The sequence below is a fragment of the Qipengyuania flavescens genome (assembly GCF_029688735.1).
In the GTDB taxonomy this organism is placed as follows: Bacteria; Pseudomonadota; Alphaproteobacteria; order Sphingomonadales; family Sphingomonadaceae; genus Qipengyuania.
The window spans coordinates 75569-88851 of sequence record NZ_JARULD010000002.1; the positions used below are offsets into that span (position 1 = coordinate 75569).

Here is a 13283-nt window from a genome sequence, read left to right on the forward strand (position 1 = left end):
CGCCCCCGCGAGCAGATACGCTTACGAGTCGTAGACCGGCAGGCTGGTGCAGGCCGACACGTCGCTGTCGAACGTCACCGTGGCGGAGTTGCAGGTCCAGCCGTTCACCCAGTCCGCATTCGATGCGTAGACCGCGCCGATTTCGTCGGGGACGGTGAAGAAGCTCGACAAGGCGGTCGGATCGAACACCGGCACGCCGCTTTCGTTCGAGCCGTTGAGGAAGCTCATCGTCAGCGTGTTGGTAAAGTTCGCAGTGTTGTTCGAACCGGCCTCGAAGCGGTTCTGGATATCCGTTGCCGTTACGCCGCCGGAGCTGTCACGGAAGTCGACCGCGCAATCGAGCACGAAGCTCTCGAAGCGAACCGGGCCTGCTTCGTCCGCGCCGCTGGTGCGGCTGAGCGTTTCGGTGCCGTCGATGCGCAGGCAGGGCGTGCCGCCCGTCCGGTCGACCAGGATCGAGTTCACGATCGCATAGTCGGCGAAGCCGCGGATGCGGATGGCCTGGTCCTGTGTGCCGCCATTGTGAATGAAGGTGGCGTTCGAGATTTGCGTGTTCTGACGCGGAGTCTGCTCTTCGAGGCCGTTGGTGGAATCGGCTTCGATGATCGTATCGCCGGCGCCGGCACGCTGGATGGCGATGACGAACTGCATGTTGGCCTTCACGCCGGTGTCGGTATCGATGCTGTCGTCTTCCGCACCCACCACGATCAGGCGCTTCACGTTCACGCGGCCGCCGAAGAATTCGACGCCGTCATCCGAGCTGTTGAAGCTCATGATGTTTTCGAGAACCGTGTTCCGGCCGACGCCGCCGGTCGTCAGCGACTGGAGCTCGTTGTCTCCCGACAGGACGAAGCCCGAGTAGCGGATCTGGACGAACTTCATGCTGCCCGAGCTGTCGGTGCCGGTCGCGCCACCGAACAGCGCGGGCTGGGCTGCGCCTTCGACCTGGCGCTCGCAGGCAGTGGTACCGGGGGTTGCGCCCGGTGCGATGCAGTCGGTGACCGGTGCGCGGCCCGACAGGACGACGCCGCCCCACTGGCCCGAAGAATTGTTGGTGTTGAGGCCCTGCACATTGTCCCGGCTGGTGAAAATGATCGGGCGTTCGGCCGTGCCGTTGGCCTGAATGGTATTGCCGCGGTTCACGTTCAGGAAGCTCGATCCCGATGCGTAGACGATGACGCCCGGCTCGATGGTCAGTTCGACGTCGGTATCGGCACCGGTATCGGTCGGTCCGCCGTCCTCGCCGACGTCTACCCGACCATCCATGCGATAGAGCAGCCCTTCGATGTAGGGGAGGGTCGAGCTAGCGGTGAAGCGTGCCGGCATGGTGCAGACGCGATATTCGCCAGTCGGGCCGGAGATCGTGCCGCTGTCGGTTAGGCCGGTAGGATCGGAGATGGTCGGGCATCCCGCAGCAGCCTCGACAAGCGAGGAGGTCGGAGTCGGCGTCGGGGTCGGCGAAGGTGCCGGCGCAGACGGATTGTTGATCGTGATGTTGCCGCCGGTGCCGGGCGAAACGATTTCGTCGGCGCCGCAGCTGGCAAGGGCCACTGCGCTACAGCCGAGTACGAGCGAGCGATGAAGATTTGTCACGGGTAACGGTCCCCTCAAAAACCGGAAGAATCGGAAGAATATCGAATGCGATTTCGTTGATCGCGACTCGCCAGCTAGGAGGGGTTCGTGACAGTTTGTGTCAGTTCGTGACCGTTGTGTTGCAGTATCAACAGGTCATTGGCCGATGCGCTGCATTTCAGAAATGTGACAATGTTGCAGTTTTGTTGCAGCCGTGAGCTTCGAGCGGTATTTCGGTCTCAACAACAGATTGGGAGAAATGCCATGGCCCTTGCCACCTCATTCGTTCTGGCCCTGCTGGCGCAAGGCGCGCCTGCCGTCGTCGAAGCGCCCGAGACAAGTTTCGACGTCGGTTACGAAGAGCTGGTTGCTGGCCGCGACCGTGCCGCTGTCGAGGCGATCGAAGCCTGTGACGAGCTGGAAGCGGACGATCCGGCGCGTCTGATCAATCACGGTGTCGCATTGGCGCGGATCGGCCAGTTCGATGACGCCCGTGCCGATTTCGAAGCTGCGGCCGAGGCCGACTCGAGCGTCGAACTTGAAACCGCGGACGGCCAATGGGTAGATTCGCGCAGGCTTGCCCGGCGGGCCCTTGCGGCACTAGACCGTGGCGATTTTGCTCGCTACTATGCGATGTCGATGCGTTAACGCGCTTTTTGCCGCCGATGGCGGTCTTCAAGCCCGCGCTCCGAGGGGAGGGCGGGCTTTTTTGTGCCCTACTGTTGCCCGTTTGCGACGGAAACCGTCTACATTCAGCTTCCTGTCACCCGCTTGTCATGTAGAGTGGCCAGTGGGACCGGACGGAGGGTGCAATGATTCTAGCACGCCTGGCGCTCGGTATGGGTCTGACCTGTGCGGCGCTGGCTGCCTTCCCTGCGAAGGCGGATGTCATGGAGATTGATGCGGACGGAGCACGCTGGGTAGCCGGCGGAAGCGCCGCGCCTGCTGCTGCCTCCATTCCGCATGCCGATTTCGAGCCCATGGGCGAGGTGCCGGCCGACGTTTACGTTCCCGACATCGCCGTTGCCGATCCGAATGCACCGGGCGCGCTCGTGCCGGTCACCTATCAGGCGAAAGTCGCCGAGCTGTCCGCGCGTTACGATCTCAGCCCGGCGTTGATCGAAGCAATGGTGTGGCAGGAGAGCCGCTGGCGCGCGAACGCCGTGTCGCCTGTCGGCGCACGTGGTCTCGCCCAGCTGATGCCGGGGACGGCCCGCGATCTTGGCGTCGATCCGAACGATCCCTTCGCCAATCTGGAAGGCGGTGCGCGATACTTGCGCGAGCAACTCGACCGGTTCGATGGCGATATCGAAAAAGCGCTCGCGGCCTATAATGCCGGGCCCGGGCGGGTGGAGCGCGCAGGCGGGATCCCGCGCATCCGCGAAACGCAGCTTTACGTGGCAGCGATCATGGGTCGCCTCGCCAGCCATTCACGGGAGTAAATTCACTTGAAGTCCAGGTTCTCGATTCCGGCCGCACTGGCCCTGCTTGCAACCCCCAGCGCTGCGTTCGCGCAGGCGGCAGATCCTGCCGGGTCCGGCCCGATCGTCGCCGCTCTCGGCTGGCTGCAGGGTACTTTGCTCGGCAATGTCGCGACTGCCGTCGCCGTCATGGCGGTTGCCGCAGTCGGCTTCATGATGCTGACCGGACGTCTCAACTGGCGCTTCGGCGCGACAGTCATCATCGGCGTGTTCATCCTGTTCGGCGCGGCCTCGATCGTGGCCGGTATCCAGGGCGTGGCGGCCTAGCCATGACCAACCTCGTCCGCCATCCCGTTCACCGTGCGCTTACGCGGCCGCAAATGTTTGCGGGCGTGACGTATAACTATTTCATCATCAACGGGATGGTGACGACCGAGGCGTTCCTGATCACCGGCAGCTGGCTCGCGCTGGTCGTCTTCGCCGTGATGCACGGCATCGGCTATTTCGCCTGCCTGCGCGAACCGCGCATTTTCGACCTTTGGATCACCAAGGTCTCGAAATGCCCGCGGGTGAAGAATTACAAGCACTGGGGGTGCAACTCCTATGCCGCGTAAGGACAAGTGGAAGGGCGCTGCTGCCTGGGGCGCGAAAGAAGCGCGCGCCGGGGATCGCCTGCCTTATCTGCGCCTGATCGACGAAAGCACGTTGCTGCTGCGCGACGGATCGCTGATGACTGCGATCCAAGTGCCCGGCCTGCTGTTCGAGACCGAGGATAGCGAAGCGCTCAACGCACACGCCGCCACGCGCGAAGTGGTGCTGCGCTCCACGCTGGATGCGCGATTCGTGCTCTATCATCACGTCATCCGCCGCCGAGTATCGGTCGATCTAGAGGCCCAGTTCCCCGACCCGATCAGCCGCCATATCGACGAGCGCTGGCGCGAGCGGCTCGGCTCGGGGCAGCTGTTCGTGAACGATCAGTTCATCACGCTCATCCGTCGCCCGGCGCGCGGCAAGGCCGGACTGGTCGAGCGGGTCGGAAAGAAATTCAAGCGCACCGGGCGCGAGCAGCTGGAAGCCGATCCCAAGGACCTGCGCAGTTTGCGCGCCGCCTCGCAGGGTCTGGTCGCGGCGTTGCAAACCTATGGCGCGGCGCCGCTGACCGATTACGTCGGCCCACTCGGCAATACCAATTCCGAAATCCTCGAGCTGCTGTCCGCGCTCTACAATGGCGAGATGCGTCCCGTCCGGAAGCCTGCCGACGATGTCGATATTGGCAATATGCTGCCCTATCGCCGGGTCAGCTTCGGTCTCGATGCAATGGAGATGCGCGGGTCGGGCTCGCCCGATTTCGCCGCGATGCTCGGCCTGAAGGACTATCCCGAAGCGACCAGCCCCGGCCTGCTCGACAGCCTGCTGCGCCTGCCGTTCGAGATGGTGGTGAGCGAGAGCTATGCGCCGACCGAGCGCCAGACTGCGCGAGAACGGATGGATCTGGCGATCCGCCGATTAAAGAGCGCCGACGAGGAAGCTGCCGCCGAGCGCGCCGACATGCTCGCCGCGCGCGATGCGCTGGGCAATGGCGCGGTCGGGTTCGGCGACCACCACCTGACCGTTATGGTCAAGGAACGCAATCTCGGCCGCCTGGACGATGCCATGGCCGCCTGCGCCGCTGCGCTTGCCGATACCGGTGCGATCGCCGTGCGTGAGGACACCAATCTCGAACCTGCGTTCTGGGGGCAGTTCCCCGGCAACGAAAGCTACCTCGTCCGCCGAGCGCTGATCTCCAGCGCCAACATGGCCAGCTTCGGTTCGCTCCACGGTTTCGCGCTGGGCCAGGCCGAGGGCAATCACTGGGGCGAAGCGGTGACGCTGCTGGAGACGACCAGCGCGACGCCGTTTTTCTTCAACTTCCACCACGGCGATCTCGGCAATTTCTCGGTTATCGGGCCGAGCGGTTCGGGCAAGACCGTGGTGATGAACTTCCTCGCGGCGCAGGCGCAGAAGTTCAGCCCCCGCACCATCTTGTTCGACAAGGACCGTGGGGCAGAGCTGTTCGTGCGCGGCATCGGCGGGCGTTACGACAGCATCCGCGCAGGCGAGCCGACCGGCTTCAATCCGCTCGCGCTGCCCGATACGCCGGGCAACAAGGCGTTCCTGCGTGACTGGCTGGGCGTGCTGCTCAAGGCCGAAGGGCCGGAAGAAGAGCAGACCATCGCCGGTGCGGTGGATGCCGCCTATGCCAATGACGCTTCGCTGCGCCGTCTGCGCCACTTCAAGGAGCTGCTCTCCGGCAGCCGCCGTCCTCAGCCAGGCGACCTGGCGGATCGGCTGGGCGCGTGGATCGGATCGGGCGAGAATGCGTGGATGTTCGATAATGCGGAAGACAAGCTTGACCTGACAAGCCGCGTGCTCGGCTTCGACATGACCGCGCTGCTCGAGAATCCGAAGCTGCGCACGCCGACCATGATGTACCTCTTCCACCGGATCGAGGAGCGGCTGGACGGCAAGCCGACCATGATCCTCATCGATGAAGGCTGGAAGGCCCTCGACGACGAAGTCTTCGCCGCGCGTATCCGCGATTGGCTGAAAACGTTGCGCAAGCGCAACGCGCTGGTCGGTTTCGCGACGCAGAGCGCGCGCGATGCGCTGGAAAGCCGCATTTCGATCGCATTGGTCGAGCAGACCGCGACCATGGTGTTCATGCCGAACAGCCGCGCGCGGCCCGAGGATTATTGCGACGGTTTCGGCCTGACCGAGCACGAGCTAGCGCTGATCCGCACGCTTCCCGCCCACAGCCGCTGCTTCCTCGTGCGCCAGCCCGATGCCAGCGTCGTGGTCCGGCTCGACCTGTCGGGCGCGCCGGAAGTGCTGACGCTCCTCTCGGGCCGCGAAAGTTCGGTACGCCGCCTCGACGTGTTGCGCGAAGCGATGGGCGATGCTCCGGCGGACTGGTTCCCGGCGCTGACCGGCACGAAATGGCCCGGCGGGGCGAACGACATCGCCGAGCACGGCGACCTCAATCTCGACATGGCTGCGGAATGAGCGCGAACTGCCAGCAGGCCGCCGAACAGGTCGGCAACGGTGTCGCCGCCGCGCTGAAGGGCGTGGACTGCGTCGCGGGCGAAAAAGCAGCGGCAGCCTTCGGTCGGCTGTTCGCATCGGGCGGCGCGCTCACGACGACGCTGACGATCGTCCTCACCCTGTTCATCGCGATCTTCGGCTTTGCGCTGCTGACCGGGCGCACCAATATCGGCGTGCGCAGCCTGGTGCCGCGGATGATGACGCTCGGCCTGGTGCTGACCTTCGCCACCAGCTGGGTCGCCTACCAGAGCGTCGTCTGGAACCTCGCGATCGGTACGCCCGACTATCTCGCGGGTATTCTGACCGGCGCACAGGGCAGCGCGACGCAGGTCTTCGCGCAGAAGATCGATGTCGTGTTCATGGCCATTCAGGAGGCGAGCGCTGGCGGGGGCGAGGACTTCTCGGCCTTTTCGCCCGAAGGCATGATGTGGCTCGGCGCAATGCTCTTCATGCTCGGCACGGTCGGGCTTTTGGTGACGACCAAGATCGCGCTCGGCGTGCTGGTCGCGCTCGGTCCGATCTTCGTGGTGATGGCGCTGTTCAATGGCACGCGCGGGCTGTTCACGGGCTGGATCAAGGGCCTGACGCTGTGCGCGCTTACGCCGCTGTTCGCCGTACTCGGCGGCAGCATCATGCTCGAACTCGCCGTGCCCGTGCTCGGCGCGCTGGTGGCGACGCCCGGCAGCGTCGATCCGCAAGCGGCCATGGCCTTTTTCATGGTTGGCACCGTGCATGTCGCACTGATGGTGCTGGTGCTGAAAGTCGCCGGCGCGATGGTGGCGGGCTGGACCGTGTTCGGCATGACGCCCGACAGCCAGGACAAGGGATCGTCGGCTCCCTCCGTCGCCCCGCAGGCCGCCCCGGCGCCCGCCCTCGCACAGGCGCAGGCGGCGAATTCCGCCAGCTCGCAGGCGCGCCGCATCGATGTTTCGGCCGTGCCGACGGCGGCCGCGGCAAATGACGCGGGCGGCACATCGACCACTCGCACCACTAAGGTGTTCGCGACCGCTTCAGGCAATGGTCAGGTCGCACCGCTCAATTCCGGGCCCAGCCGGGCGATGGGGATCGGCAGCCGTTTCAAGCCCGCCCCGCCCAAGGCCCTCGACCGTTCCGTGGAGAAACGCTGATGAACCGCGCGCTCATTCCCGCGCTTGCCCTGGCCGTGCTGGCCGCGCCCGCTGCCGCGAAGGATTCGCGTCTGGTCGAGGTCTTCTACGACGAGGCGAAGGTCGTTCGCGTGGACGGCAAGGTCACCGTGCAAGCCTCCATCGTCTTCGGCGACGACGAGACGATCGAGAATGTCGCCATCGGGGATTCGCAGGCCTGGCAGGTCACGCCCAACAAGCGGGCCGACATCCTGTTCGTCAAACCGCTCGCTCCGCGCGCCTCGACCAATCTCACGGTCATCACCAGCAAGCGCACCTATCTGTTCGACCTCGTCGCCAGCCCCAATGCGAAGCCGCTCTACGTGCTGCGCTTCGACTATCCGGAGGAGCCTGAGGAGGAGACGCAGCTGGCGCAGGCGAATGCCACCGAGCAGCAGGCGGCCAGCGATCCTTTCGCCGTGGTCGATCCGGCAGACCTCAACTTCGCCTGGAGCGCGTCGGGCGATCCCGAATTGTTGCCCGAGAATACGTTCGACGATGGCAGCGCGACCTTCCTGACCTGGCCGCAGGGCAAGCAGGTTCCGGCGATCCTGGTCGAGAACGCCAAGGGCGTCGAGGGGCCAGTCAACTTCACCGTGCGCGGCGATACGATCGTCGTCGACGGTGTGCCGCGCACGCTGATCCTGCGCTCGGGCGAAGAGCGCGCCGAGCTCATCAACACCGGGCCCGAACGCCCGGCCCAACCGGTTTCCGCACGCGGCAGTGCCGCGCTTGCCCAGAAGGGAGATAGCTGATGCGTCTCGCCATGCGCCTGCCCGAAAAGACGATCGGCAGCGAAACGATCGCCAACGACATCGATCCGCGTGACGAGATCGACGCCGAGATCATCGACCTTGCCCAGCGCAATGCCCACCCGGCCGTTGCGCGACCTGCCGGCAAGTCCGACATGCTCGGCATGGTCGCTGGTATCGCGATCGTGGCGGGCCTCGGCATCGTGACGCTGTGGAGCATGAATGCCACGCGCGTAGCCGAACCCGAAGGCGTCGGCGGTCAGCAGGCTCCGGTCGAAGTCGTGCCAGCGGTGCCGCCCGAAGCCGTCACTCCTGTAACGCCGGTGGCCGCGCCTGTCGCGCCAGTGCAATCCGCACCGGCTCCGCAGCCGGTCTATTCCGTCGCGCCCGATCCAGCGACCGCGACCAACCGCTTCGCCAGCCCCACCGTGGTGTTCGACGCAGGCGCCGCACCCGCAGGCGTCGCCGTTCTCGACCCGACTGCTCCGGCAGAAGGCGGGGCAGGTGAGGCGGCGACCGGTAATTCGGCCTCCGACTTCGCCAGCCGCATCGGCGGTGTGGGCGGCGCGCCCGCTCGGGCCAGCGCGATGACCAATCCTTCGACCACCGTCACGCAGGGAACGCTGATCCCCGCCGTGCTCGAAACCGCGATCGACACCAATGTGCCCGGTTTCGTGCGCGCCGTGGTCAGTCAGGATGTGCGCAGCTTCGACGGGACCCGCGTCCTCGTTCCGCGTTCCTCGCGCCTGATCGGTCAGTACCAGTCGGGCTTACAGAACGGCCAGAAGCGCGCTTACGTGATCTGGACGCGCCTGATCCGGCCGGACGGTGCCTCGGTCAATCTGGCCTCGCCGGCAATCGGTTTCGACGGCACGACCGGCCTGCAGGGCAAGGTGTCCGGCAACGGTTTCTTCAAGCGCTTCGGTTCGGCCATGTTGCTGAGCGTCGTCGGCGGCCTCGGCACGGTGGCGACCGGCGGAGCGGGCGGCGTGCTGATCGGCGGAGCGAGTCAGTCCGCCGCAGCCACGGCGGCGCAGCAGGACGGCCAGCGCGGCCCGACCGTGCGTGTCGGCATCGGTGCCCCGATCCGCATCTTCACCAGCCGCGATCTCGATTTCTCCTCGGTCAACTGAGGACGGGGCAGCGTGAGCGCCGACATCCATCCCTTCGTCGCCGACAGCGCGCCCGAGGAAGAGGCACCGTCGGTCGATCTGCACGGCGAACGCAGCGTTTATCTCGACGCCTATCTCGCGCCTTTCCGCGAATGGCTGGAGCGAGACACGGTCACCGAGGTTCTCGTCAATCGCCCCGGCGAAGTCTGGGTCGAAGACGCAGCGCTCGGCGGAATGCATAAAGTCGAGCGGCCAGAGATCGACGATCGGCTGATCCAGCGGCTCGCCGAACAGGTGGCGAGGGTCAGCCATCAGGGCATCAACCGCGAACATCCGCTCCTCGGCGCAACCCTGCCGGACGGTGCGCGCATTCAGTTCTGCGGTCCGCCTGCCGCCCGCAAGCACTGGGCGCTCGCGATCCGCCGGCACCGCCGGCTCGACCTGCCGCTGGATGCCTACGACACCGGACCGCTTTCGCCGCCGACACGCGGTACCATGCCCGATCCGCAGGCGGAACCGGTGGCGTTCCTGCGCGAGGCCATCGCCCAGCGGCGCACGATCCTTGTCTCGGGCGGAACCAGCACGGGCAAGACCACCTTTCTCAATGCCATGCTTGGAGAAATTCCGAGGCAGGAACGCGTCGTGCTGGTGGAGGATACACCCGAGCTGAAACTGCCGGGCGAAAACGGCGTCGGCCTGGTGGCAGTGAAGGGCGAGCTGGGCGAGGCCAAGGTCACGGCTAACGAATTGCTGCAGGCTGCATTACGCCTTCGGCCCGACCGGATCGTGTTGGGCGAACTGCGCGGCGCGGAAAGCGTCAGCTTTCTCCGGGCCATCAATACCGGCCATCCGGGCAGCTTCTCGACTGTTCACGCGAACAGCCTGCGCGGCGCGCTGGAGCAATTGTCGCTCATGGTCATGCAGACGGGAATCGGCCTGACTCGCAGCGATACCATTGCCTATGCGGCCAGCGTTATCGACGTGATCGTGCAGTTGGGGCGTGATGAAACGGGCAAGCGCGGCATCACGCAGATCGCGGAAAGCCACACGCTGGTTTAGACTGCGTATCGGCAGACCATCGGATGCCGTAGCGTCAAGGCGCGACCCATCTGCGACGCTAGAACAACACTCGGCAAAAATCCGCGGGCTTACGCGCAACAATCCTGCGCGAGACCTTGCGCGCATACGAATGTGTGTTAGCCTCCGCTCCTGAAACCGCAAAGACGGTTCATGGAGAGGAGAGGGTTTATGAAGGTACGGGCTACCCTGCTCGCGGGTATCTGCGCGAGCGCGATTTCATTCCCGGCATTTGCTCAGGAAGCGACCGACGACGATCTGGAAAATCCCAATTTCGGGCAGAACGTCATCGTCGTGACCGCACAACGCCAGGCGCAAAGCCTGCAGGAAGTGCCGATCGCAGTCAGCGCATTCGATGCCGAAGCGCTCGAAGCGCAGCAGATCGAAAACGCCAGCGATCTTCAGCTGACCCTGCCGAACGTTTCCTTCACCAAATCCAACTTCACCGCCTCGAGCTTCACCATCCGCGGCATCGGCGACTTATGCGTCGGCGTCACCTGCGACAGCGCGACGGCCATTCACGTCAACGGATCGCCCCTGTTCGGCACGCGCCTGTTCGAGACCGAATATTTCGATCTCGAGCGCGTCGAAGTGCTGCGTGGTCCGCAAGGCACGCTGTTCGGGCGTAACGCCACCTCCGGCGTCGTAAACGTCGTCACGGCCAAGCCTGAGATGGGTGTTTTCCGCGGTGCTGCCGAATTCGAATACGGCAATTACAACAGCATCAAGGCGAAGGGCATGGTGAACGTGCCCCTTGGCGATACGCTGGGCGTTCGGGTGGCCGGTTATTATCTGAATCGCGACGGATTTACCGAAAATCTCTTCGACAACTCGGACATCGACGGCCGCGACATGTACGCGGTGCGCGGATCGCTACGGTTCGAACCGACCGAAAGCACGACGATCGATCTCATGGGCTTCTATTTCCGTGAGAACGATGATCGTCTGCGCATCCAGAAGCAGACTTGCCAGCGCGACCCGACCGGCGTGCTCGGCTGCCTCAACAACCGCCGGGATTTCGACAGCACCAATGCGAACTCGACGCTTGCTACCGTGCTCACCTCGGTCGAACTGTTCCGGATCCAGGGCATTCCGGAAGGGCTGGCCCTGGGCAGCGTTTACGGACCCGATGGTTACGCGAACTTCGACGAGCCCAACGATGTCCGCACGGTAAACACGGCATTCACGCCTGAATACTTCGCCGACGAACTCCAGTTGCAAGCGCATGTCGATCAGAACATCGGCGCGATGAACCTGTCGCTGACCGGCATTTATCAGGAAACGACGGTCGATTCCCGGCAGGATTACAACCTCGGCATTCTGGACCGCACGGGATATGCCACCGGGCTCAACACCTTGGCGTTTCTGGCTGCCAACGGGATCCCGACCGGGCTTCCGGCGCCCGCCTTCATCCCGGGATCGAACGCCTATTTCGCTCCCATTGCCGATGCGCTTATTCCGAATGGTCCCAGTGGCCAGCTTTGCACTTCGGACAATGACGACGGAAACCGCGGCGTCTTCGAAGGCAATGCGATTTGCAGCGATGTGCCGTTGTCGTTCGACAGGTCCAACCAGGATCAAACATCCTGGTCGGCCGAGGCCATTCTCTCGAGCGATTTCGACGGACCGTTCAACTTCCTCGTCGGCGGTATCTATGCCGAAACGGAAGTCAGCGAGAACAGCTATTACGTGAACTCGTTCGGCCTCGATTACGCGACCGCCATTCTCGGGACGTTTTCCGCCTTCGCCAACGGACTTCCGCCATCCTATCTCGCAACGTCGATGTACCGGAACAACACCGCCGACTTCAAACTGGAAAGCTTCGGTATTTTCGCCGAAGTTTATTTCGACATTACGGACAAGCTGACGTTCACCGGTGGCCTGCGTTACAATGACGATACGAAATCGGTCGCTGCCCGCACCACGCTGGCCAACTTCCTGAATCCGTTCGGGGGCGGTGATCCATTCGATTCGCCGTTCGTCGGCACGTTCGATGCCGATGCCAGCGTCCCGGGCAACCAGCTACTGCAGGAACGCGACGTGTCGTTCGACGCCATCACGGGACGCGCGGTGCTCGATTACGAGATCACGCCGGACAACAGCCTCTATTTCTCCTACTCGCGCGGCTATAAGTCGGGCGGCATCAACCCGCCGCTATCCCCGATCTTCGCAGTGCCGGAGAGCTTCGATTCCGAGAGCATCGATGCCTTCGAAATCGGTTCGAAGAATGTATTCCTCGACGGCGTAGCGCAGGTGAACCTGACGGGCTTCTACTACAAATACAAGGACCTGCAGCTCAGCCGCATCGTCGCCCGGACGTCGGTCAACGACACGATCGATGCCAACATCTGGGGTGTCGAGCTCGAGACCATCCTGCGGCCGAGCTACAACTGGCTTGTCAACATGAACCTGAGCTACTTGAATGCAGAGGTGGCCGGCGACCAGTTCTTCAGCGATCCGCGCGATCCCGGGGGCGGCGATCCCGATGCCGTCATCATCAAGGATATCTCCAACGGCGCGTTTTGCGCAGTGACCGGCGCGGGTGCCAACGCCTTTGTCGCCGCGGTCAATGGCGGACTTGGCCTACAAGGGCCGGGACCGTTTCCGGCCGATGGCGGTATCGCATCCACCGGTGCATTCTCGATCTGTTCGGTCCTTGCCGATCAGGCGACGGCGATCGGCGGCCTGTTCGGCGGCGTGAATGTCCTCAGCCCCGGTGTCGAGAAGAACCTGCGCGGCAACAAGCTGCCGCAGGCTCCGGAGTTCAAGGCGTCGGTCGGCGTTCAGTATACCGCCGAGTTCGACAACGGGATGTCGCTCGTTCCCCGCTTCGACCTTGCGTTTACCGGCACACAGTACGGGAACGTGTTCAATGGCGCGGTCAATCGCATCGAGCCTTTCGTGCAGGCCAATGCCCAGATCCAGCTCAACGGCGCAAACGATCGCTGGTTCGTGCGGGGTTTCGTGCAGAACATCTTCGACAGCGATTCGGTGACCGGACTTTATGTCACCGACGCCAGCTCGGGGAACTTCACGAATATCTTCACGCTCGATCCGCGGCGCTACGGCATCGCGGTGGGCGCGAAGTTCTAAGCCTAAGACCTGATAAAAGGGGGAGGAGGG

General features: G+C 64.1%; 11 protein-coding genes. 10 read left to right on the forward strand and 1 reads right to left on the reverse strand.

Going from position 1 to position 13283, the window contains the following annotated elements:
* Positions 1-21 precede the first annotated feature (21 nt).
* Complete coding sequence (locus P8R33_RS05530) at positions 22-1593, reverse strand: beta-helix domain-containing protein (protein ID WP_278328001.1); 1572 nt, start codon at positions 1591-1593, stop codon at positions 22-24.
* 243 nt (positions 1594-1836) lie between these two features.
* On the opposite strand from P8R33_RS05530, the gene P8R33_RS05535 reads away from it, so the two are divergent.
* The 10 genes from P8R33_RS05535 to P8R33_RS05580 all read left to right on the forward strand — a co-directional run bounded on the left by P8R33_RS05535 (position 1837) and on the right by P8R33_RS05580 (position 13253).
* On the forward strand, positions 1837-2220 hold the full coding sequence (locus P8R33_RS05535; RefSeq protein ID WP_278328002.1) for a hypothetical protein: 384 nt from the start codon (positions 1837-1839) through the stop codon (positions 2218-2220).
* 164 nt (positions 2221-2384) lie between these two features.
* Positions 2385-3014 carry a lytic transglycosylase domain-containing protein gene (locus P8R33_RS05540; protein ID WP_278328003.1) on the forward strand — a complete coding sequence of 210 codons (630 nt, stop codon included), beginning with the start codon at positions 2385-2387 and terminating at the stop codon, positions 3012-3014.
* A 6-nt stretch (positions 3015-3020) separates the two neighbouring features.
* Positions 3021-3320: a TrbC/VirB2 family protein gene (locus P8R33_RS05545; RefSeq protein ID WP_278328004.1), complete on the forward strand. Its 300-nt coding sequence runs from the start codon at positions 3021-3023 to the stop codon at positions 3318-3320.
* A gap of 2 nt (positions 3321-3322) precedes the next feature.
* Positions 3323-3607, forward strand: coding sequence for a VirB3 family type IV secretion system protein (locus tag P8R33_RS05550; protein ID WP_278328005.1), 285 nt, complete (start codon positions 3323-3325; stop codon positions 3605-3607).
* The gene (locus P8R33_RS05555) at positions 3597-6035 is read left to right on the forward strand and encodes a VirB4 family type IV secretion/conjugal transfer ATPase (RefSeq protein ID WP_278328006.1); all 2439 of its coding nucleotides are present in this window, start codon (positions 3597-3599) and stop codon (positions 6033-6035) included. The genes P8R33_RS05550 and P8R33_RS05555 overlap by 11 nt, the downstream gene beginning before the upstream one ends.
* The gene (locus P8R33_RS05560) at positions 6032-7201 is read left to right on the forward strand and encodes a TrbL/VirB6 family protein (protein ID WP_278328007.1); all 1170 of its coding nucleotides are present in this window, start codon (positions 6032-6034) and stop codon (positions 7199-7201) included. The genes P8R33_RS05555 and P8R33_RS05560 overlap by 4 nt, the downstream gene beginning before the upstream one ends.
* Positions 7201-7974, forward strand: a complete 774-nt coding sequence (locus P8R33_RS05565; RefSeq protein ID WP_278328008.1) for a TrbG/VirB9 family P-type conjugative transfer protein — start codon at positions 7201-7203, stop codon at positions 7972-7974. The genes P8R33_RS05560 and P8R33_RS05565 overlap by 1 nt, the downstream gene beginning before the upstream one ends.
* Positions 7974-9104 carry a TraB/TrbI/VirB10 family type IV secretion system protein gene (locus tag P8R33_RS05570; protein ID WP_278328009.1) on the forward strand — a complete coding sequence of 377 codons (1131 nt, stop codon included), beginning with the start codon at positions 7974-7976 and terminating at the stop codon, positions 9102-9104. The genes P8R33_RS05565 and P8R33_RS05570 overlap by 1 nt, the downstream gene beginning before the upstream one ends.
* A gap of 12 nt (positions 9105-9116) precedes the next feature.
* Complete coding sequence (gene virB11 / locus P8R33_RS05575) at positions 9117-10142, forward strand: P-type DNA transfer ATPase VirB11 (RefSeq protein WP_446532496.1); 1026 nt, start codon at positions 9117-9119, stop codon at positions 10140-10142.
* 189 nt (positions 10143-10331) lie between these two features.
* Positions 10332-13253, forward strand: a complete 2922-nt coding sequence (locus tag P8R33_RS05580; protein WP_278328010.1) for a TonB-dependent receptor — start codon at positions 10332-10334, stop codon at positions 13251-13253.
* Positions 13254-13283 lie beyond the last annotated feature (30 nt).

Bases quoted from the DNA above. Each gene is read 5' to 3' on its own strand.
- P8R33_RS05535 (WP_278328002.1), top strand. From the start codon at position 1,837: ATGGCCCTTGCCACCTCATTCGTTCTGGCCCTGCTGGCGCAAGGCGCG.
- P8R33_RS05540 (WP_278328003.1), top strand. From the start codon at position 2,385: ATGATTCTAGCACGCCTGGCGCTCGGTATGGGTCTGACCTGTGCGGCG.
- P8R33_RS05550 (WP_278328005.1), top strand. From the start codon at position 3,323: ATGACCAACCTCGTCCGCCATCCCGTTCACCGTGCGCTTACGCGGCCG.
- P8R33_RS05555 (WP_278328006.1), top strand. From the start codon at position 3,597: ATGCCGCGTAAGGACAAGTGGAAGGGCGCTGCTGCCTGGGGCGCGAAA.
- P8R33_RS05560 (WP_278328007.1), top strand. From the start codon at position 6,032: ATGAGCGCGAACTGCCAGCAGGCCGCCGAACAGGTCGGCAACGGTGTC.
- P8R33_RS05565 (WP_278328008.1), top strand. From the start codon at position 7,201: ATGAACCGCGCGCTCATTCCCGCGCTTGCCCTGGCCGTGCTGGCCGCG.
- P8R33_RS05570 (WP_278328009.1), top strand. From the start codon at position 7,974: ATGCGTCTCGCCATGCGCCTGCCCGAAAAGACGATCGGCAGCGAAACG.
- P8R33_RS05580 (WP_278328010.1), top strand. From the start codon at position 10,332: ATGAAGGTACGGGCTACCCTGCTCGCGGGTATCTGCGCGAGCGCGATT.